This window comes from Vibrio sp. SCSIO 43009 (assembly GCF_023716525.1).
Lineage (GTDB): Bacteria > Pseudomonadota > Gammaproteobacteria > Enterobacterales > Vibrionaceae > Vibrio > Vibrio alginolyticus.
The window spans coordinates 24,759-45,439 of record NZ_CP071843.1 but is presented as its reverse complement, the minus strand read 5'-3'; the positions used below and the strand labels follow the sequence as shown (position 1 = coordinate 45,439).

17 protein-coding genes are annotated in these 20,681 nt (G+C 44.8%); 8 read left to right on the top strand and 9 right to left on the bottom strand.

Features of this window, described 5'->3' with window-relative positions; all coding sequences use genetic code 11:
* Nucleotides 1–122: 122 nt before the first annotated feature.
* Nucleotides 123–1,124 carry an arginine deiminase-related protein gene (locus J4N43_RS15920; RefSeq protein ID WP_062730878.1) on the bottom strand — a complete coding sequence of 334 codons (1,002 nt, stop codon included), beginning with the start codon at nt 1,122–1,124 and terminating at the stop codon, nt 123–125.
* A 404-nt stretch (nt 1,125–1,528) separates the two neighbouring features.
* Here J4N43_RS15920 and J4N43_RS15915 point away from each other — a divergent pair, with 404 nt between their 5' ends.
* On the top strand, nt 1,529–3,379 hold the full coding sequence (locus tag J4N43_RS15915; protein ID WP_005374597.1) for an ABC transporter ATP-binding protein: 1,851 nt from the start codon (nt 1,529–1,531) through the stop codon (nt 3,377–3,379).
* 591 nt (nt 3,380–3,970) lie between these two features.
* Nucleotides 3,971–4,678: a DUF445 domain-containing protein gene (locus J4N43_RS15910; protein ID WP_025998611.1), complete on the top strand. Its 708-nt coding sequence runs from the start codon at nt 3,971–3,973 to the stop codon at nt 4,676–4,678.
* 103 nt (nt 4,679–4,781) lie between these two features.
* Here J4N43_RS15910 and J4N43_RS15905 read toward each other — a convergent pair whose 3' ends face one another.
* Both J4N43_RS15905 and J4N43_RS15900 read right to left on the bottom strand, forming a co-directional pair.
* On the bottom strand, nt 4,782–5,258 hold the full coding sequence (locus J4N43_RS15905) for an Lrp/AsnC family transcriptional regulator (RefSeq protein WP_005374595.1): 477 nt from the start codon (nt 5,256–5,258) through the stop codon (nt 4,782–4,784).
* Between the two features lie 292 nt (nt 5,259–5,550).
* Nucleotides 5,551–5,799 (bottom strand): hypothetical protein, encoded by a 249-nt coding sequence (locus J4N43_RS15900; RefSeq protein WP_081007959.1) that lies wholly within the window; start codon nt 5,797–5,799, stop codon nt 5,551–5,553.
* 358 nt (nt 5,800–6,157) lie between these two features.
* Here J4N43_RS15900 and J4N43_RS15895 point away from each other — a divergent pair, with 358 nt between their 5' ends.
* Complete coding sequence (locus J4N43_RS15895; RefSeq protein ID WP_062730877.1) at nt 6,158–6,691, top strand: GNAT family N-acetyltransferase; 534 nt, start codon at nt 6,158–6,160, stop codon at nt 6,689–6,691.
* A gap of 18 nt (nt 6,692–6,709) precedes the next feature.
* Complete coding sequence (locus J4N43_RS15890) at nt 6,710–7,144, top strand: hypothetical protein (protein WP_062730876.1); 435 nt, start codon at nt 6,710–6,712, stop codon at nt 7,142–7,144.
* A 91-nt stretch (nt 7,145–7,235) separates the two neighbouring features.
* On the opposite strand, the gene J4N43_RS15885 is transcribed toward J4N43_RS15890, so the two are convergent.
* Nucleotides 7,236–7,475 carry an RNA recognition motif domain-containing protein gene (locus J4N43_RS15885; RefSeq protein ID WP_005374587.1) on the bottom strand — a complete coding sequence of 80 codons (240 nt, stop codon included), beginning with the start codon at nt 7,473–7,475 and terminating at the stop codon, nt 7,236–7,238.
* Between the two features lie 148 nt (nt 7,476–7,623).
* On the opposite strand from J4N43_RS15885, the gene J4N43_RS15880 reads away from it, so the two are divergent.
* Nucleotides 7,624–8,157, top strand: coding sequence for a GNAT family N-acetyltransferase (locus J4N43_RS15880; protein ID WP_017820066.1), 534 nt, complete (start codon nt 7,624–7,626; stop codon nt 8,155–8,157).
* Nucleotides 8,158–8,281: 124 nt separating this feature from the next.
* Here the strand turns inward: J4N43_RS15880 and putP are convergent, their stop codons facing one another.
* The 4 genes from putP to J4N43_RS15860 all read right to left on the bottom strand — a co-directional run bounded on the left by putP (nt 8,282) and on the right by J4N43_RS15860 (nt 14,979).
* A complete protein-coding gene (putP, locus tag J4N43_RS15875; protein ID WP_005374582.1) occupies nt 8,282–9,775 on the bottom strand; it encodes a sodium/proline symporter PutP in 1,494 nt (497 codons plus the stop codon).
* A gap of 136 nt (nt 9,776–9,911) precedes the next feature.
* Nucleotides 9,912–10,619, bottom strand: a complete 708-nt coding sequence (locus J4N43_RS15870) for a 1-pyrroline-5-carboxylate dehydrogenase (RefSeq protein WP_005383557.1) — start codon at nt 10,617–10,619, stop codon at nt 9,912–9,914.
* An 11-nt stretch (nt 10,620–10,630) separates the two neighbouring features.
* Nucleotides 10,631–13,762 (bottom strand): bifunctional proline dehydrogenase/L-glutamate gamma-semialdehyde dehydrogenase PutA, encoded by a 3,132-nt coding sequence (putA, locus tag J4N43_RS15865; RefSeq protein ID WP_017634533.1) that lies wholly within the window; start codon nt 13,760–13,762, stop codon nt 10,631–10,633.
* Nucleotides 13,763–14,166: 404 nt separating this feature from the next.
* The gene (locus tag J4N43_RS15860) at nt 14,167–14,979 is read right to left on the bottom strand and encodes an AraC family transcriptional regulator (protein ID WP_025768702.1); all 813 of its coding nucleotides are present in this window, start codon (nt 14,977–14,979) and stop codon (nt 14,167–14,169) included.
* A gap of 972 nt (nt 14,980–15,951) precedes the next feature.
* Between J4N43_RS15860 and J4N43_RS15855 the strand changes: the two genes are divergently transcribed.
* Nucleotides 15,952–16,671, top strand: coding sequence for a helix-turn-helix transcriptional regulator (locus J4N43_RS15855; RefSeq protein ID WP_017820063.1), 720 nt, complete (start codon nt 15,952–15,954; stop codon nt 16,669–16,671).
* A gap of 73 nt (nt 16,672–16,744) precedes the next feature.
* Here the strand turns inward: J4N43_RS15855 and pdxH are convergent, their stop codons facing one another.
* Nucleotides 16,745–17,380 (bottom strand): pyridoxamine 5'-phosphate oxidase, encoded by a 636-nt coding sequence (gene pdxH, locus J4N43_RS15850; RefSeq protein WP_005374570.1) that lies wholly within the window; start codon nt 17,378–17,380, stop codon nt 16,745–16,747.
* Between the two features lie 115 nt (nt 17,381–17,495).
* Here pdxH and J4N43_RS15845 point away from each other — a divergent pair, with 115 nt between their 5' ends.
* Both J4N43_RS15845 and J4N43_RS15840 read left to right on the top strand, forming a co-directional pair.
* Nucleotides 17,496–19,370, top strand: coding sequence for a sensor histidine kinase (locus J4N43_RS15845; RefSeq protein ID WP_054578584.1), 1,875 nt, complete (start codon nt 17,496–17,498; stop codon nt 19,368–19,370).
* Nucleotides 19,363–20,586: a sigma-54-dependent transcriptional regulator gene (locus J4N43_RS15840; RefSeq protein ID WP_017634536.1), complete on the top strand. Its 1,224-nt coding sequence runs from the start codon at nt 19,363–19,365 to the stop codon at nt 20,584–20,586. Before J4N43_RS15845 ends, J4N43_RS15840 begins: the two co-directional genes overlap by 8 nt.
* Nucleotides 20,587–20,681: the final 95 nt, after the last annotated feature.

The following is a 20,681-nucleotide window of genomic DNA, read 5'->3' as shown; positions in this document are numbered from 1 at the left end:
CAGAAAACTAAAAAGCGCAAAAAAGCCGTTAGTCTGTACTGCCACAGAGCTAACGGCTAAAAACCCTTGAAGAGAACGCTTCATCAGCCTTTCACTGCGGCTGAAAAGAAATGTGCAGTTTATTAAAGCACAGCTTTACGATTCGGTAAGAACACTTCACCCAACATGCAACGAACCGAACCACCACCAATAGATTCTATGGTAGAAACGTCGAATGGCAGCAATTTACCGTGCGTTGCCAATTGGTTTCTTTGTGCTGGTGAAAATGCATCGTACGCCGATTGCGACATCGCAATCACCTTGTCGCCGTTGATCGTTTCTAGTTGCAGAATGTTACCGCAGAACTGGTTCATCTGATCAAGCGAAATTGAGATGACTTGCTTGTCTTTGGCGATTGACTTCATTACAAAACGACGCTCAAATTCTGGGATCACTTCGTCACAAATCACGCAAAACTGTTCGCCAACCGCCATCATCACATTGGTGTGATAAATCGGCGCACCAGACGGCAAACGAGTTTGGAAAGAAATCACTCGTTCATAGCCAATACGATCGGCGTAATCTTCTAAAACCAGACGATCACAACGTTGTGAGAGTGCGGCATAGACCGTTTTATTTAGGTGGTCAAACACCATCACACCCGTGCTTTCTAAATACGCTTGCTCGACAAGATATTCAGTTAGACTGCTGCGTCGATGAACTTCTCGCCCTGCTTGCGCTAGTGCTGCCACAAGCGCATCGGGACGTACTTCTTTTTGACGGTTTTCACAGGCCATTGGAAAAGTGTACAACGTGCCATCTGGCGTAGTGCTAAACCAATTGTTTGGAAATACCGCGTCTGGCGTCGCAACATCTGAAGTTGGATAATCAAACTCAACAACTTGAACGCCCTCTTGACGCAGCGTTGCAACCATACTCGCGAACTCGGCCATTACTCGACGTGAGACTTCTTCTTGGCTGAGTGACACTTTATGTTGGAACTCATTATCTTGTGCGGTTTCTTCATTAAAACGAAACTCTTTCGGTGGCACCATCACTACGCAGTTCGCGGTTTGGCGCTGAGCACTTTGCGTGCTTTCTTCTTTCCCATTAGCAAATTGGGTCACTGATTCGTGTAATAGCATCCAATACATTCCTTATCACTAGAATGAGGAGATTGTAAATTTATTGTTAACTTCAGTTTTGCTGTTTTGACAATTAATTTAATTGCACAAAAGTAATTTTTGCTGCATTAAGTTCATTTTTCCTTAAATTTTATTGTCACTTTGCAGGTTTAAGCTTTTATGGCACCACGATGAACATGATAAGAATTCATCATAAGAATCAGAACCATAGACAATCACACTCATAACCAACTAGTTACATTTAAGACACAATCGGTTAGACTATTTTTTCGCCCCTCTCGTCAATCGGTCTGCTTTATCGAGGAGCAGGCAAAAAACTCTCATACACGCGGTTTCGTCCAAAGCAGCGTGAATCGATGGATTTAGCCACCCCAAATGGCACTGTTTTAACTTTAGGATGAGTTATGTTTAAACGATTTGAAGGCTTTACAGAGCCGTTCCCCAAATCTACACCGGATCAGCCTCCTTCAGGGATGTTCGCTTTTCTGCGTTATTACACTCGTGGTTATGAAAAGCCTTTGATCATCATGTCTTTGATGGCCACAATTGTGGCTGTTGTTGAGGTAATGTTGTTTGGCGCCATGGGACAATTGGTTGATTGGTTGTCTACCAGCAATCCAGAAACGTTCTTACAAGACAACAAATCGGATTTGATTTTCTACGGAGCCTTATTGCTGGTTGTCATGCCTATATTGGTGATCTTGTACTCGTTGCTCGTTCATCAAACGTTATTGGGCAACTACCCAATGTCTATCCGCTGGCTTGCACACCGGTATTTGCTCAATCAAAGCTTGAACTTCTATCAAGATGATTTTGCAGGTCGAGTCGCAACAAAAGTCATGCAAACCTCATTAGCTGTGCGCGAAACCGTAATGAAAGCTATGGATGTGTTTGTTTACGTTACGGTTTACTTCACCAGCATGATCATTATGTTAGCGACGGCGGACTGGCGTTTGATGATCCCAATGATCGTCTGGTTACTCGCTTACATCGCTATCCAAATCTATTTTGTCCCTAAGCTCAAAGACGTCGCTTCAGCGCAGGCCGATGCACGTTCGACAATGACAGGGCGCATCGTCGACAGTTATACCAATATTCAAACCGTCAAACTGTTTTCTCATAGCCAGCGCGAAACCCAATATGCCGAGCAAGGCATGAAAGGATTTTTGAATACGGTCTATCGTCAAATGCGCCTAGTGACCGGCTTCGACGTCGCTGTAGAGATCTCAAACTATATTTTGGTATTTTCCGTTGCTGCTTTATCGATTTACCTGTGGTTGGATAGTGCCATTAGCGTTGGCGCGATTGCGATTGCTGTTAGTCTTGCATTGCGCGTAAATGGTATGTCGATGTGGATAATGTGGGAAGTTGGCGCCCTCTTTGAAAACATGGGAACCGTTGTCGATGGAATGAAAACGCTCTCTAAGCCTATTGATATTAAAGATAAACCAGGTGCAAAAGACTTGGTTGTCACTGAAGGAGGCATTCACTTTGATAACGTCAGCTTCCATTACGGTGAGAACAAAGGCGTAATTAGCCATCTCGATCTCAACATCAAACCAGGAGAGAAAGTCGGCTTGGTTGGGCGCTCCGGCGCCGGAAAATCGACTTTGGTGAACTTGTTACTTCGTTTCCACGATGTCGAAGACGGCAGCATTAAGATCGATGGACAGAACATCTCAGAAGTTACACAAGACTCTTTGCGTTCAAAGATCGGTATGGTGACCCAAGATACTTCTCTGCTACACCGTTCAATTCGAGACAATATTTTGTATGGCAATCCAGATGCGACAGAAGAAGATTTGCTGAAAGCCACTAAGCAAGCGCATGCCCATGAGTTTATCGAAACTCTGACCGACCCATTTGGTAATGTCGGATACGATGCGCAAGTTGGTGAACGTGGTGTAAAACTGTCTGGAGGCCAACGTCAGCGAATCGCAATATCTCGTGTGCTACTCAAAGACGCACCATTGCTGGTACTGGATGAAGCCACATCGGCTCTGGATTCAGAAGTCGAAGCAGCGATTCAGGAAAGCTTGAATGAATTAATGCAAGGGAAAACGGTTATTGCTATCGCTCACCGATTATCGACCATCGCACAAATGGATCGCCTCATCGTGCTAGATAAAGGCAGCATCGTTGAACAAGGTTCTCATCAAGAACTCATTGCGAATAACGGCATTTACGCCCAGCTTTGGGCGCATCAAACTGGCGGATTTATCGCTGAAGAACTAGACAATCAACACGCTTCTTAACGAGTGATAAGCTCAATAAAAACGGCGCTTTAAGCGCCGTTTTTTATTTTAATCCATGGCTAGATGCTCATATAGCCATTGTGGTTTCTCATATATGAAACACTCTACATGATAAAGATCACACTTTTTCTGCTAATATACCGCCTCGTTGCGTATCCATTGCAATGAACACAATACAGAGTATTGAGCCGTCTTCATTTGTCATTTCACTTTTTGAGAAACAGCTATACTCAATAGATGGCTTAGTTATTATATTAACAATAAGGTAATTAGCTTATGTGTAAATGTGGTTCAATGCAGATCGTACAACTCAAACCAAGTTGGGCTGACAGGCTATTCGGCTACTCAGAAAGATGGAAATGCCAACTTTGTTGTAAGATCTACCGCATCTAAAATTAAAAATAGAATCTTAGTTTTTCTAAGAAAAAGCAGTGGCCCGACAATGATTGTCGGGTTTTGTTTTTCTGTACATCCATTTTTATCCCTTCGCAACACGGTCACTCATCACGGCAAAACCTAGCATCTCAATGTGACTTAGGTATAGAATCAGGCCCACTTATTTATTCCGATATTCACATATAACTGGTCACTATGAACAAAAGTTTGCTAACGAATGTCCTCGCTATCGCTTTGATGGCTGGAGGTCATCAATTACAAAACGACTATCTTTGGTATGCAGGGCTGTTTGCGTTCTCAGGCGCCATCACCAACTGGCTTGCCATCCATATGCTGTTTGAGAAAGTGCCTGGGTTATACGGTTCTGGCGTGATCCCCGCACGATTTGAAGAGTTTAAACTGGCTATCAAAAACTTAATGATGGAACAGTTTTTTACTGAAGCGAATATTGACCGATTCTTGAATAAAGAAATGGCGGGCGGTGTGAACATCGATCTTCAACCAGTAATTGAGAAAGTAGATTTAAATCCAGCATTTGATTCCCTAGTGGAAGTAATTGAAGGCTCTCAATTTGGCGGCATGCTAGCGATGTTTGGCGGCTCGGAAGCGCTACAACCCATGCGCCAACCTTTCGTCGAAAAGATGCAAGAATCCATCATTGAGTTGAGCAAGAGCGATAACATCAAAGAAGCACTGAAAGAGCAATTCGAATCTCCTGCAATGATGGATGAGATAAAGCAGAACATTGAAGGTATCATCGATCAACGTTTAAGCGAATTAACACCGGCATTAGTTAAAGAAATAGTGCAAAAGATGATCAAAGAACACCTTGGCTGGCTAGTCGTTTGGGGCGGTGTTTTTGGTGGTTTAATTGGCGTTATCAGTACCTTTATCGGGGCATAATCGCTCACCGATTTATTAAAAAAGGAGCTTCGGCTCCTTTTTTAATCGAGAAAAAGTAATATACCAAGCCACGCTAAATAAGGAGGCTCAACACATGCCTCGCCTAACCAAGGAGCTCGGGATTAACACCAAATCCCGTTTTATGTTCTTCTATGACCACTTCACTACGAGTTTGAATCACGCCCGGAAGCGTACCTAACTTGCTCGACATAAACTCCTGATACGCTTTCATGCTCTTAACACGAACTTTTATCATGGTATCGAAATCTCCAGAGAGCGAGTAACACTCTTCAATTTCAGGCATCAATTCCACCGCTTTCGCAAACTTTTCAAAAATAGAAAAACTGGTTTGGTCTAAACGAATATGGATGAATACTTGCACATCCAGCCCCAACTTTTCCGCATTCAACTCCGCATGGTAACCATTGATATACCCTTCTTTTTCTAGTCGCTTTACACGGTCAGAACATGGAGAAGTCGTTAAGTTAATCAGCTTTGCTAGTTCTACAACCGGAATTCTGCCTCTCGAATGAAGCACTCTCAAAATATGTAAATCAATCCGGTCCAATTGATAACTCATTAACCCACTTCCTTGTAACCACTTAGAAAGCATCACATTAATCGTTGCTCAAACAATTGCAAACCATCAAATGCACAGCATGTGAAATTCAGCAGAGAATAACCAGAAAACAACGAAGGAGGGAAAGAGCTATGATTATTGCCGCTCACTTAGTAACCGTGATATGAAGAGAAAAAGCAACCTATCGGCTCCCGCGGAGTCGCAAATTTGAAAGCGCATGACACGCCTGTATAGATATGTCGTTCGGGCAACGCCGCCCTATTTAGCCATTAATCATGGCTATCACTCAGAGTTAGAGTGCGGCCGATGTATGCCGTGCAGGATGTGGAACAACCTCTCCAATTGCACGATGATTACAACAACGGCAGTAGTATTGAGGCTCCATCTCGTAATAATGTTCACCTGATACAAATTTCGCCATCAGCTGTGTAAAACTCACCATTTTGCCTGTTAACGAGTCAACAGACTGAGGCTCGCAACGCTTCATAATCACTTTATGTTGCGTTGATTTTCTACAAGCTGCGCAATATATATCCGGCATTTCTCTTCTCCCTACTTTTTCGTCCTACTGACAATTGACATATTTTGTTCAAAATAATTCCACAATTAAAAAGCTCCTTTAATTTTTTGTGCCCTATCTTCAAAAAATTGAACGAAAGTATCAAAAAACTGAGACATTGGTCAGACCTCAACTTTTGTACCATCAATATGAGCAAACGTGCTTATGTGTGTAATGATACGACACATTACACATAAGCAATTGTTCGGGCTTATTATTTAGTAAGGCGCATGACAACTTTACAGCTGGCTAGCTCGAGCTTTCGAGACGCCTTGTTATCTTGATTTATCTCGCAAACCAGTTGCTAGCAGCTATAGCCGTCTCATCAAGGAAGAAATGCATGACGATACAACCGATTCTTACTACCGAAAGACTCGTCCTCTGGCCATTCAATATCGATGACTGCCAACAAGTGGCTTTACTCGCTGGAGATAAGCGAATTGCCGACATGACAGCAAACATCCCTCATCCTTATGAGCGACCGATGGCGCAAGCATGGATAGATAGGCACGATCCGATGTATCAGCAGCATCAAGGCGTGGCGTACGCTATTACCTTGCGAAACACTGGTGAGTTACTTGGTGCAGTGAGTTTACCGTGTATCGAAGAGGGCTACGGTACATTAGGCTACTGGGTTGGCGTGCCACATTGGGGGAAAGGCTATGCATTCGAGGCCTCCAAAGCCTTACTCGAATTTGCTCGAATGCACTTTGAGTTAAACGGAATAACCGTGATGCATTTGGTGGACAATCAGCGTTCTAAATCGGTGATCCAAAAACTAAATATCCCTTACATCGGTGACAAAACATTGCGCATGCAAGGCAAAGAACGAAAGGTTTGTGTCTACCAACTCACGTTCGTCGCTTCTGAATAAAGTCGAGGGATATGTCGGATGATCATCCATGAAACTTCACAAAATCTGCCCAAGAACAACCCTTTCTTGCTAGGAACTGTAGTGTTGTCGCTGTTCTATTTTTCCTACCTAGCAGACAAGATCGTCGAGTTTGGACTCGTAGCACTCACAATAATAGGATTGAAACTGCTCTCAACGTACTTCACGCGCCGCGCGTTCAATCCTAAAACGCTAGATGTCGATGTAAGCACCAACACCTTGAAGTACCGCCAGGGCTCAACGGTTTACTTCCGTCTACCTCTTGATGACATTGTCAAAGTCCAAATACAGAAAGAGTTCCTCTCTAGCAAAAGTTTGATGCTCTACACAGTCAACGACGCTTACCAAGTGCCGAATTCAGACAATTTCGATTCTCTACAGTTAAAGGATTTAATGAAACTACTTGAAGAGAGAATTGATGATCAATCTCGCTAAAACGAAAAGAGAAGACATTCTAGAATGTTGCCAATTTGGTCTCTAAATAGAAAGACAAAAAAGCCAGCAATAACGCTGGCTTTTCTCTGTATTAGTCTTGTGCGACTTTCACGCGAATTTTGCTTTTTTCTACGTTCGTCAAATTCAGTGCTTCAAGAGCAGAAATGGCTTCTGCTTCGTCCGGCATGATGACAAAACCGAAGCCTTTCGACAAACCCGTGTCTTGATCAAGCACTAGCGAACACAGTTCTACTTTGCCGTACGCTGAGAATAATTTGCGGATATCTTGCTCGGTCATGTGACGAGCCAAGTTTCTTACTAAAAGTTTCATAATGAACCTAGTTGGTTTGATAACGGTTCGATTCTCTCAGTTTCTCTCTGGCAAACCAAGTGAATAATATGACGGCGTTGACTAGATCATTCTAAGTACATCTGTTTAAATGATTTTCCGTTCATTTTTCACCCATAGGAGAGTCGGCATGGAAACGAAACGTCTCAAACTCATCCCTGCTTGTTTAGAACGAGCCGAAGAGGCGCATCAAGCTGTCGTTCGCAGCCAAAAGACTCTCGAAGTCTATCTGCCGTGGGTGCCTCATGTGCTGACATTAGAAGCGATGATAGAAGGGACAGAGAAAGCCATCGCAAACTTTGAAAACTTCGAAGAAGAGCTGCGTTACTACATCATTGAAAAGGAAAGCGATCGCTTACTGGGTGCGGTCGGCTTGATGATTCGAGATCCCGACGTACCATCCTTTGAGATAGGTTATTGGTTAGATAATGCTGCCGTTGGCAATGGTTATGTTGCCGAGGCTGTGCTCGAAGTTGAGCGCTATGCGTTTGATGACTTGGGCGCCAAGAGAATCGCAATTCATGCTGATAGCACCAACCAAAAGAGCCGGGCTGTAGCCGAGCGCTGTGGTTATGAGTTCGAAGGAGAGCTCAGAAACGAACGTCTGACTACATCGGGAGAGCTGAGTAACACCGTTATTTACGCCAAAATTCGTCGCGACTAACACTCCAATCTAACCGAGCAATGCTAAGCTTTGATCTCAAGCTACCACCATTAACGTTAATTAAGTTTCAGATAAAACAAAGCCCGCTAAAATAGCGGGCTTTGTGTTCATATACGGGAAGTTACTAGTCTAGTTCAACCAGTTTTTTCTCGAACGACTGGTGTTGGTCTAACACGTCTTGCGCAGCACCACCCGTTGCTTTACTTACCACAATGATGGCAAGCGTAGAGAAGATGATGCCCGGTACGATTTCGTACACATCAAACCAACCGCCTGTTAGCTGCTTCCAAACTACGATAGTGATACCACCAACAAGAATACCTGCTAACGCGCCATTACGGTTCATACCGCTCCAGTAAAGGCTAAGTACAACCGCAGGACCAAATGCCGCACCAAAACCAGCCCAAGCGTAAGATACAAGACCAAGTACTGAGCTATCAGGCGTCATCGCTAGGAATAGCGCAACAAGCGAAATAACGATAACACCGATACGACCAATCATTACGATTTCTTCAGAAGACGCTTCTGGCTTGAATACTTGCTTGTAGAAATCTTCTGCAAGCGCTGAAGATGAAACAAGGAGCTGTGAGTCAGCGGTACTCATTACCGCCGCTAGGATTGCTGCTAACAACATACCCGCAACGACAGGATGGAATACTGCGTTAACCAATAGCATGAAGATCTTCTCACCGTCCTCTAGTTGAGTACCCGGATGACCCGTAACCCAAACCAGGCCAACAAGACCAACAAGCATTGCACCAACCATAGATAGTGCCGTCCAAATCACTGCGATACGACGTGCAGTCGTTAGATCTTTGTTTGAACGAGACGCTTTAAAACGCGCTAGGATGTGTGGCTGACCAAAGTAACCAAGGCCCCACGCCGCTAGAGAGATAATGGCAATCGCAGACAATGGTTCGCCTTTCGCGTCATTCCATAGCGTTGCAAGTTCTGGGTTGATGTCATGTAGATCAGAACTTAGCTGACCTAAACCACCGTCCATTACCGCTATAGGAACAATCATTAGCGCAGCCGCCATTAGCAGACCTTGCACTAAGTCAGTCCAAGATACCGCTAGGAAACCACCGAATAGTGTGTAAGAAACGACACACACCGTACCGATGATAACAGCGTAGGTATAATCTAGACCGAATACCGTCTCAAACAGTTTGCCCCCTGCGACCAAACCTGAGCTGGTGTAGAAAAGGAAAAATAGAAGAATGAAAAACGCAGAGATTGTCTGAATCAGTTTCGACTTATCGTTGAAGCGACGTGACAGGAACTCTGGCAACGTTAGCGCGTCAGTTTGGATACTGTAGGTACGGAGGCGTTTTGCACTGATGAGCCAGTTTGCCCATGTACCAAGAAGTAGACCGCCGGCTAACCAGAAGGCCTCGATACCCGCAGCGTACGCATAGCCAGGCAAGCCTAGCAGCAGCCAACCACTCATGTCTGAAGCACCTGCAGATAATGCAGCAGGCCACGGACCTAGGCTACGGCCACCTAGGAAGTAGTCAGATGAATTGGAAGTCCTCTTATACGCGTAAACGCCAATAGCAACCATAATCAGTAAATACGCCACAAAAGTGGACGTGATAGCAAAGCTATTTTCTATCATTAGATAGTCCTCGTTATAATTATTTCCTTCCTTGCCTGCCCTGATATTTTACCGTCTCAGCAATACATCAGAGTATAAAAAACCAATCTGGACCGGCTCTCAGTCCAGTTACTCCAGATTGGCATTACAAGTCAGGTTAGTGAGTTTCGTTCCCCAACTCGAGTAGAGTTGCGTTACCACCCACCGCGGTAATATTTATCGTTCGAGTGCGCTCAGTAATGAAGCGCAACGAGAGATGAGGATCATGAGCCAATTTCGGTGACTCTAAATCCGTTTCAGAAACTAAGCCGACGATTGCACCGTCACGCTTAGCTAGTTGAAGATTGAGCGCATGCTCAACCTGTGAACGCCCAACATAACCCACACTACGTACATCGCTCTCAAGCAACGGGGCAGACGCATCGTACGCAACAACCTGGACTAAGTTAGATGGGAAGTTTGCCAACGCTACAGCTTGCTTAACCAATTGGTTTAGCTCTGCATTGTCACTGCAAACGACCACACTGTTGCCGGCAATTAAGGCACAGGTGATCATCGCAAAAGCACTGTATAACGCATTATCAGCAGGCTCGATGTTGTTTTCACAAATCACCAAAGCCACACCGCGTCCTGCGGCATACAGTTCGTTAGTTTCCCCTGTAGGGCCAACTAACTGGTGAGTTTCTGCAAGAAGAGCTGATGCTTGTTGCAAGTGGTAAGAAACCACTTTGGCAACGGTAGACTGCTGCCCTTCTAGTGCAGATTTAAATGCCAGAACATGCTCGCATTTGTAATCAAAATCAGTCAGATTCCACTGCTCCCACGCAGAGAATGCATCTTTAAAATAGGTGATCTGATGAACCATAATGCGACTCCTTATGCGTTTTCTGCTTGAGCAAGAAGATGTTGAGTAAATCGGAATAGGTAGTGTGGACCACCAGCTTTCGGGCCAGTACCCGACAAGCCTTGACCACCAAACGGCTGTACACCAACCACAGCGCCAACTTGGTCTCGGTTGATGTAGCAGTTACCTACTCGAGCATGTTTCTCAATCCAACGGTACGTGGTTTCGTTACGGCTATGGATACCCATCGTCAAGCCAAAACCTGTTCTGTTGATCTGCGCAACCACGTTCGGTAATTCAGACGCTTTAAAGCGAACAATGTGCAAGATTGGACCAAATTGTTCTTCTTTCAGCACATCGATGCCCGAGATTTCAAACGCACTTGGTGAAACAAAGTCACCATGCTGGCACGATTCATCCAGCTGTAGCTGAGCGACTTTAGTCTGTGTTTTGCTCATTTGCTCAAGGTGAGCGAGGAGTTTTTGTTTTGCATTGCTGTCGATAACCGGACCAACATCTGTTTTGTGTAGGTAAGGTAAACCAACATGCAGTTCATTCATCGCACCTTGAATCAGGTTGATCATACGGTCTGCTACATCTTCTTGTACAAATAGAACACGAAGGGCAGAACAACGCTGACCAGCAGATGCAAACGCCGAACGAATCACATCACGCACCACCTGCTCTGGCAATGCAGTACTGTCCACAATCATTGCGTTTTGACCACCTGTTTCCGCAATAAACGGAACCGGTTTCGCGCTGCGCTCCGCGAGCGTGACGTTAATGCGTTGCGCCGTTGCCGTTGAGCCAGTGAATGCCACACCAGCAATAGCATCATGAGAAGTCAGTGCATGACCGATCTCAGCGCCGCGACCAGTAAGTAACTGAATCACACCTGCAGGGAAGCCAGCATCAAGCATTAGTTCAATAGCGCGAGCGGCAATTAAGCTTGTTTGCTCAGCAGGTTTTGCAACCACAGTGTTACCTGCAATCAGTGCTGCCGTTACCTGACCAAGGAAGATAGCCAACGGGAAGTTCCAAGGGCTGATACACACAAACACACCAAGACCTTCACGGCTAGAAATGCGTTTCACACCGTCAAAACCTTCTAGCTCAAATGGCTGTAGGTTTTGCGCTTGTTTCGCGTAATAACGACAGAAATCCACTGCTTCCCGAACTTCATCAATACTATCGTGAATCGTCTTGCCCGCTTCTTTGTGACAAATCGCCACCAGCTCAGCCAGATTTTCTTCCATTAAGTCAGCAAGCTTTTCTAAACAAGCCGCTTTTTGCTCAACAGGAACACCTTTCCAATCAGAGAAAGCAGTTTGCGCCGCATCAATTGCAGCGGAAACATGATCAAGTGTTGCAAATGCCACTTTGCCGACTTCAATTCGGCGATCGTATGGTGCGGTGATGATCTCAGCCGCATTTTCCTTGATCATGCTTTCGGCAAAGCGTTCACCATTGATCATCGGGCCTGCAACCCACTGGTTGTCCATGAAGCTTTCGACCTGAGCTTCAAATGGCTTCGCTTCACTGTCGATGTCAATGTTGACGCCATATGAGTTCTTACGCTCAGGGAAAATATCGGCAGGCAATGGAATTTTGTCGTTGTGTAGCGTGTCAAAACCCGTCAACACATCCACAGGGTGGTGGGTCAACTCATAAATCGGACAACGCGCATCAACTAGACGGTGTACAAACGAGCTGTTCGCACCATTTTCAAGCAGACGACGAACCAAGTACGGAAGAAGATCAGCATGGCTACCGACAGGAGCATAAATACGTACTGGCTGACCGTACATTTTCATAACATGGTTATACAGTGAATCACCCATACCATGTAGGCGCTGGAACTCGTATTCTTTGTGCTCCGCCATGACAGCAATTGCCGTAACTGTGTGAGCATTGTGGCTTGCAAATTGTGGGTAGATATTACCGCGAACACCTTCGCTAAGTAGGAAACGAGCACAAGCTAGGTATGCAACGTCCGTCGCTTCTTTGCGAGTGTATACTGGGTAATTTGCATAACCCGCTTGTTGAGACCACTTGATTTCGCTGTCCCAGTACGCGCCTTTAACCAAACGCAGAGGAATAACGTCACCTTGCTCTTTTGCGAGTGCATTTAGCCACACCAAGACTGGTAGCGCACGTTTTGAGTAGGCTTGAATAACCAAACCAAACTTGCCCCAACCTTTCACAAGATCGCTACGGTACACTTTCTCAAATAGCTTAAGAGAAAGCTCAAGGCGATCCGCCTCTTCTGCATCGATTGTGATTGCAACGTCGACTTCAATAGCACGTTTTAGTAGTTGCATTAGTGAGTCATACAACTCTGTCATTACACGCTCTTCATTTGCGACTTCGTAGCGCGGGTGTAATGCAGAAAGCTTGATGGAAATCGAAGGCGCTGGACTGGTGTCGTTACCGTAAGTCTCGCGACCCACCGCTTCGATCGCCATTAGGTAATCTTTGAAGTACTTGTTCGCGTCCGCTGTAGTTAACGCCGCCTCACCCAACATATCAAACGAGTAGGTGAAACCTTTGTCGCGCATTGGGCGACCGTTCTTCTGCGCTTCTTCGATCGTACGACCACGAACAAACTGGTGACCCATTATCTTCATTGCCTGATACATGGCTTTACGAATCACGGGCTCAGAGAATTTATTTACCAGACGGTTTACAGCCTGACCTGGGCTCTGGGTGCCTTGCTCACCAAGACCAACCACTTTACCTGTTAGCATAAGGCCCCATGTTGATGCGTTAACAAACACAGAGTCAGAGTTTTTCAGGTGAGATTTCCAGTCTGCGACACTCAACTTATCTTTAATCAAAGAATCTGCTGTCGCGGCATCTGGGATGCGCATTAATGCTTCTGCAAGACACATCAGCAAGATACCTTCTTGAGTATCTAAGCTGTATTCCAGCAATAAAGCATCAATCATCTGGATTGACTTCTTATCGGCACGAATGGCTTCGATAAGGTGGGTCGTTTGGGTAGTGATCGCCGATTTTTCATCCTCTGTCGGCGTCGCTAGTGGCAATAGTTGCTCTAGCCATTGAGACTCGTCCACCATATATAATGGCGAGATCAGTGACCACAACTTATCAAGCGGCTGCCCGATAAATTCCGGTGTCAACACGTTCGTAGCTGTAAACATGTGTGTTCCTCAATCTCACTCCTCGAAAACCGCTTCGAGGATTATCAATGGCTGGCAGTGTATTTTGAGGCCGATAAGAATACTTGTCAAAAACTACGACATTTTTGCCAAAAACTCGCTTTTATAACAAAACATCCACATAGTCACATTCAAATAGGTAATATTTTGTGTTGTAAATTTTAATTTTTTCATTGCATTCACAACAAAATATCAAGAATATCAATAAGATTTTTGTGAAGAGCTCGTTCTAAGAGAAAATGTAGGATCAAGTGGCATATCAGCCACTGCAAAGAACAGAGAATTTAAAAAACGAGAGATAGGTCACGTGAATAAAACATAAAAAACCATGCATAGTGCATGGCTTTATTCTAATTGATGATTATTTGACCTAAAAAAACGCGTTGTTATCCAACTTGTTTTTTATAACGGGAAGGTGATATTCCCTGTAAGCGAGTAAAAGTATGAGTAAAAGTACTCTGGCTTGAGAAGCCAGTAAACTCGGCAATTTGCCCTAAAGAAAGGTGCCCTTGCTCGATTAATTCACGAGCCATGTCGATTCGCTTTCCGAGAACATATTGATGAGGTGTAATCCCCATCTGCTCTTTAAACAAGCAATGAAACTGACTTTCCCCAAGAAACACTCGCCCGGCCAATTGAGCCACACTAATCTTATGACTCAGGTGCTGCTCAATGTAACGATCAATCGCCTCCAAATCAAAGCGCGACTCTTTTCGACTGGTCTCAAATGCCGAGATATGGCGCTGCATTAATGCAATCACAGTGTCGTTACACGCACGACTTAACAGCAGGTCATCCGGATGGTTGCGCATTTCCTGAACCAACATCTGTATCAGCTTCTGAATTTGACTATCTAACTGGAAGTAGACATGGTCTCTCTCCAGGTTATTGATTTTTTGAAGCATTTCAGGATCATCATTTGTCGGTTTGGGCATATTCAGCACCAAAATATCCGATTGATTGATGACGCCACCGAAAGCATGATCAGAGCATGCGGTAACCACACAACCTTGACCAGGGCCGACAAGATTACCTCGCCCGCGCACTTCAAATTCGGCTTGCCCTTTTAAACCAATCACGATCTGCGTATAAGAATGATCGTGGCAATCCATATAAGACGGAAGTGTGATCAGCTCCGCCGGCTTTGGCAGCATAATCTCTTGATATGAAAGGATTTTTTGGTTATCTGAATCACTCATTTTAAACAGTCGTCTTTACACGGTCAGCTTACGTCTTCGCATCATATACCTTCTTTGTTGGGTTGCAACTTTTACCCAACTCAATCGACAAGATCAAACCAGCATGATCAAGTTCATTTACATGATCATAGTTCCGGAACGATGATCATGCGAGGTTAATTTACGGTCAGTGAGCAACCAATTTTATTAACAAAAACGGATAGATAGGCAACACCTTACGTATACATAATCAATCAATGTAAAGATCCTTATTACCGAACAATCTGTTATTTTGTAAAACACCGTGCTCCATATTAGATAAGTCGCCCCTGAAACGGATCGAAACCCACTCTTAAGCTCAACATAGAGGGATTTCCCCCCTTACTAATATGCCTCTGATTCAATACATTAGTTATCGAGCTTTAAGATGCATACGATCTAAAGCTCTCGGTATCTCATTGATACCTCTAACTTACTTAGCAGACCCTCGCTAGGTAATTTAGAACCTCTTCTACACGTCGACAAGATTATATCTTGTGTTGCCAGCCCGTCTTCAGGCTGGCTTTTTTTTCGCTTCTCAACAATGAAAACAATGGCATAAGCTGATATCATAGCTTTTGTCTCACTGTCCCTCTCATATGCTTAGGTGCTGCTCTTTCGCTCACAAGTGATATGAAAGTCAAACACATTACAACTGAGTTGTAGGAAGCATGATCAAGGACGATACGAGTTGTAAGCCGAACATTAGGCGGACATCCGTGAGCGCACATATCTGTAATGAAACAGACCATTTTCCCAATTAAACTCTTCGTTCCATTTCGTCGTTGTCTATGACTACCTGACGAAAACATCGAACACCATGAATTTAATTGGATTGAGCGCCAATCAACGAACGTGTTCTAGCAACGTAACTGCCTACTTGGCAACATCAATACGAGCCATGTAACACGGACGTCTCTGTATTGGTAAAAGCAGTATGTAGTGAGTCCTTTTGTGAATATTTCAGTCGATACCATAGAACAATCCCTCCTTAAACAGCTACCAGGTTGTTGGGGATGCAAAGATAAAGATTCGGTATTCCTATACGTAAACCAGGAATACGCAGAACTGTTAGGGCACACGTCGCCCGAGGAGTGCTTGGGTAAAACTGATTTTGATATGGCCAGCCCAACCACTGAATGCGCGCAAGAATTTCAACGCCAAGATAAACACGTTCTCGAAACTGGCGAGTCACTAAAAATTCTGGATATCCACCCTTATCCAGATGGCCGCTGGCGAGCACATATATTTACTAAAACACCGTGGCGAGATGACAAAGGCGACATCGTAGGCACCATTTTCTACGGAAGGGAACTCACCGACACCGCCGTGATTGAAGTCGGGTATTGGGTTTGTCGTGCAATCAGTACCAACCCAAATCAACAATCCATCTTTCGTTTTTCTGACTTACAACCAAAACCAGAGAAGCTCACATGCCGCGAGCAAGAAACGCTTTTCCTCTTGCTCTATGGCAAAAAGCCTCAATTTATCTCTCAGGTCATGGGCATATCAACAAAAACCGTTGAAGGTCACGTCGCACGCTTACGTAATAAGTTTGCAGCGAACAGCAAGAACGAGCTAATAGATAAAGCAATGGAAGCAGGCTACGGCTCTGTTGTACCCAAAACGCTGCTTAAGCATCAATTATCGGTTGTGTTGAATGGAGAGCGATAATTCGCATCGCTTCTACCTACAAAAACACCGCCCCAATTCGGCGGTGTTTGTTTATTCATGAGGGACCATAAGCCTATGGCGCTAGACGATCAATGTCCCAACTTCCATCATGCTGGGAGAAAAGAAAACGATCGTGAAGGCGATGTTCGCCACCTTGCCAAAATTCGATGCTCTTTGGTTTTACGCGAAAGCCACCCCAAAAGGTTGGTACTGGTATTTCACCCTTAGCAAACTTCTGTTTTAGCTCTAAAAACTTACCTTCCAACACACCTCTGGCAGAAATACGGCTACTTTGTTTGCTCGCGATTGCGGCCAACTGGCTCTCTTTAGGACGAGAAGTAAAGTATTTCATATTCTCTACGGCGGTAAGCTTTTCAGCCACACCAGTAATATGAACTTGGCGCTCTAACGGGTGCCAAGGGAAGTGCAAACTAATATTGCTGTTATGCTCTAGCTGCTGGGCCTTGCGACTGCCTAGGTTGGTGTAAAACACAAAACCATCTTTGTCGACGTTTTTCAATAGAACAATGCGTTGAAACGGCATGCCATTTTCATCAACCGTTGCAACTGTCATCGCAGTCGGGTCCGTTAAACCCGCTTCAACTGCTTGCTCTAGCCACAGATTAAATTGATCAATAGGATCAGCTTTCAAATCTTTACGACGCAGCCCACCTTTGGTGTACTCACGACGAATATCAGCAAGTTCCATCTTTACTCCTTCACTCGTTTTTGTCGATTGTGCTCCCGATACTGAGGAAATACAAGGACATCATTGTGCTTGTTATCGTTGCCGCTCACAGCATCACAGTGCGTCATTTGATACCATGACACAAAAAACCAGTGAGCCGATCGTGAACTTACTCAACCCCAAAGCCCTACGTCATTTTTTACTGCTACTGTGTGCCGTTGGCATTTCAGGGCTTGCGCTTACTCATCATTACGCAACTCAATACCAACATGATCAATGGCAACAAAAGCTAGAGAGACAAGCCGCGCAAGTATCACAAGAAGTGGACTACGAACTGGCAAAGTTTGAACAGATACCAAACCTATTAAGTCACGACCCAAGACTACTCAAAGCAGTAGAGCGCGGAACGCCCTCTCAAGAGCTCAACCTACTGTTATCAGATTGGTTGAAGCAAAGTTTGGCCGATACGATTTACGTTCATGACCGCACCGGGTTAGTCATTGCCTCAAGTAACTTTCAGCAAGAAGATACGTTTGTTGGCTCTAGCTTTAGCTATCGCCCCTATTTTAAAAATGCGCGACGCGGTGAGCCCGCTCAATACGTTGGATTAGGCGTGCGCTCGAATAAACGTGGGTACTTCTTCTCATCTCCGCTGTGGGTAAATGAGGAAGTCGTTGGCGTGATCACAGTAAAAGTGAACTTGGAGCAATTAGAACAGCGCCTTTCGCAAACCACGACTGACGTACTCATTACAGATAAACACAATGTCGTGTTTATGAGCAATTTACCAGACTGGCGCTATCGTGCACTTTTCCCACTGTCATCGAGTGCAATAATTGAACTTACCGAAACGCGTCAATATGGCGATACCTTGCCCGAATATTTTGGTGAGTTGACGGCACACAGTGGTGTCACGGAGTTTGATGACAATCAATTGCTTCTATCACCAAATTACCTCGCATACGCAACACACTTATTGGATAAAGGGTTTCGCGTCGTTGCCTTAATTAACCACAACAGCGTTCTTGCCGCCGTTTTACAGGCCGATATCGTCTTCCTGATCTTATATGCGCTCATTGCTCTAATTGCGTTAGCGTGGTTCCAAACCCTAGTTAACAAAGCACGCCTTGCCCATCTCAATGTGAGCCTAGAAGAAAAAGTAGTGCAACGGACACTAGTTCTGAGTGAAGCCAACCAAAAACTACAACAGACCATCCGCCAATATGAGCAAAGCCAACAAGAGCTTAAACAAACACAACAAGAACTGACGCAAGCCGCGAAATTGGCACTGTTGGGCGAGCTATCAGCCAGTATTAATCATGAGATAAATCAGCCACTTTCCGCACTAAGAACCTATACCGAAAACTCGCAGCGTTTGTTGGCAATGGAAAAATACCCAATGGTCGCTGACAATTTGGGCAAAATGCTGACACTCAATGACACCATTTCGGAAGTCATTGCCCGCTTAAAAGTCTTTACTCGGAAAGCCACGCACGATTCACACAATGAAATCTCAGTACTGCACGACGCGGTACATACTGCCACCAGCATTTTGAGCAACAAGCTTATTAAGCAAGGAGTAACACTAAAAGTTCCGGCCATCGACTATGATGTGAAGCTGGCCATTCACAGCGTTGAATTAGAACAAGTGCTGATAAACCTCTTCCACAACGCCGCACAAGCGATGGAAAACCACTGTATCGATCCGCAAATATCCATTGCTGTTCAGTGTCATGATGACAGTTGCGACATTCTTGTTTCCGATAACGGACCAGGGATGTCAGACGAAGCCCTAGCAAAAGTGTTCGACCCATTTTTTACGACTAAGCCGGAGGGTCTTGGATTAGGTTTAACAATCTCCAAGCGGATTATAGAGAGCTATCACGGCTCCCTCTGTGCCTATAAACATCAGAACACAGAACAACAAGCAGGAGGGATGACCTTTATCGTGACGCTACCAATAGTCAATCAGAATAAACGTACCCCAGAAGTGGAAAACGACCATGAATAACCCAGTTTTCTTTGTTGATGACGAACCACACATTCGTGATGCCGTGTCTCAAGCCCTGCTGATTGAAGGTATAGACGTCACCTGCTTACCAAACGCAGTAGAAGCCTTACGCGTAATCGACTCAAATACGCCTGCGATTATCATTACCGATATCCATATGCCCGTGATGGATGGCTTGGAGTTTATGCGAACTTTGCGAAGCAAAAACGATCACTTTCAATTCATCGTACTTACTGGACATGGAGATGTGAAAACCGCGGTAGATGCGATGAAAAGCGGCGCGTACGACTTTCTAGAAAAACCGTTTTCAACGGAACAGCTCATGAAATCGCTCAACAATGCCAGCGATAAACTGAACTTGTTGCAAGAAAACATCTGGCTTAAGAAAGAGCTCGACATGCAAACTCATGTTGGTCCGAAAATGATTGGTCACAGTAAGGCCATGGTTAGTATTCGTCGCGCCTTAATCAGTGCGCCTACAAGCCAGCCGCTCATTTTTGTAGGTCAAGATGGTACAGGTCGCCGGCTCGCCGCACAATTTGCCCACGACATACATGCAACACCGGATAGTGAGCTAATCGCCGCTTCTGGTGAAGACCTCTATGAGCTTTCATTAGAAGCGCTCGACAAAGCCATACACCGCTTAAGTGAAGGAAAACGCCACTGCAGTTTGTACTTACATAGCGCAGAGCATGTATCATTTGAGCAATGGGAATACTTGTTCAAGCACCCAAAACTTGAACGTGTTTTTGGCGCGACCACCCAAGCCGAGCCGCCTCTAAAATCCCTGGCGACTCTAATTCACTTACCGACGCTCGATGAAAGAAAGGAAGATATAGGGCCTTTATACAAGCACTTTGTGCGCCACACCGCGAGCCGATATCAGTTACAGCCACCACATATCAGCCTAGAAGAAGTCAAACACCTCACCAATCTCGAATGGCCAGAAAACGTTAAGCAGCTACGCCAATTTGCTGAACTTCGTGCCCTCAAGCCAGATACTTTTAGAATGGAAGATTGGAATAGTGAGAAAAGTCTTGAAATTCAGAGTATGACTCAGCGCACAGAATACTTTGAATATTGCTTGTTATTCGATGCATTGCAAAGACATCGCGGCAGACTCAAAGAGGTTCAACTAGAATTACAGGTATCACGCAAAACCTTGTACGACAAACTAAAAAAACATCAGTTGGATAAAGCCAAGTTCAAGGCGTAATAGCTATACTCCGGCGCTAATTATGCTTTTGTTTGATTTAGAAAGTGTAAGAAAGCTCATTTGAAGAGAGAATAACCCTCTTCTCATATTTTATT

What these genes read in the sequence shown, in the direction of transcription:
- J4N43_RS15885 (WP_005374587.1), bottom strand. Translation starts at nt 7,475, where the DNA reads ATGAAACTTTTAGTAAGAAACTTGGCTCGTCACATGACCGAGCAAGAT.
- J4N43_RS15890 (WP_062730876.1), top strand. Translation starts at nt 6,710, where the DNA reads ATGATCATCCATGAAACTTCACAAAATCTGCCCAAGAACAACCCTTTC.
- putP (WP_005374582.1), bottom strand. Translation starts at nt 9,775, where the DNA reads ATGATAGAAAATAGCTTTGCTATCACGTCCACTTTTGTGGCGTATTTA.
- J4N43_RS15915 (WP_005374597.1), top strand. Translation starts at nt 1,529, where the DNA reads ATGTTTAAACGATTTGAAGGCTTTACAGAGCCGTTCCCCAAATCTACA.
- J4N43_RS15895 (WP_062730877.1), top strand. Translation starts at nt 6,158, where the DNA reads ATGACGATACAACCGATTCTTACTACCGAAAGACTCGTCCTCTGGCCA.
- putA (WP_017634533.1), bottom strand. Translation starts at nt 13,762, where the DNA reads ATGTTTACAGCTACGAACGTGTTGACACCGGAATTTATCGGGCAGCCG.
- pdxH (WP_005374570.1), bottom strand. Translation starts at nt 17,380, where the DNA reads ATGGAACTTGCTGATATTCGTCGTGAGTACACCAAAGGTGGGCTGCGT.
- J4N43_RS15910 (WP_025998611.1), top strand. Translation starts at nt 3,971, where the DNA reads ATGAACAAAAGTTTGCTAACGAATGTCCTCGCTATCGCTTTGATGGCT.
- J4N43_RS15920 (WP_062730878.1), bottom strand. Translation starts at nt 1,124, where the DNA reads ATGCTATTACACGAATCAGTGACCCAATTTGCTAATGGGAAAGAAGAA.
- J4N43_RS15845 (WP_054578584.1), top strand. Translation starts at nt 17,496, where the DNA reads ATGACACAAAAAACCAGTGAGCCGATCGTGAACTTACTCAACCCCAAA.
- J4N43_RS15880 (WP_017820066.1), top strand. Translation starts at nt 7,624, where the DNA reads ATGGAAACGAAACGTCTCAAACTCATCCCTGCTTGTTTAGAACGAGCC.
- J4N43_RS15900 (WP_081007959.1), bottom strand. Translation starts at nt 5,799, where the DNA reads ATGCCGGATATATATTGCGCAGCTTGTAGAAAATCAACGCAACATAAA.
- J4N43_RS15870 (WP_005383557.1), bottom strand. Translation starts at nt 10,619, where the DNA reads ATGGTTCATCAGATCACCTATTTTAAAGATGCATTCTCTGCGTGGGAG.
- J4N43_RS15860 (WP_025768702.1), bottom strand. Translation starts at nt 14,979, where the DNA reads ATGAGTGATTCAGATAACCAAAAAATCCTTTCATATCAAGAGATTATG.
- J4N43_RS15840 (WP_017634536.1), top strand. Translation starts at nt 19,363, where the DNA reads ATGAATAACCCAGTTTTCTTTGTTGATGACGAACCACACATTCGTGAT.
- J4N43_RS15905 (WP_005374595.1), bottom strand. Translation starts at nt 5,258, where the DNA reads ATGAGTTATCAATTGGACCGGATTGATTTACATATTTTGAGAGTGCTT.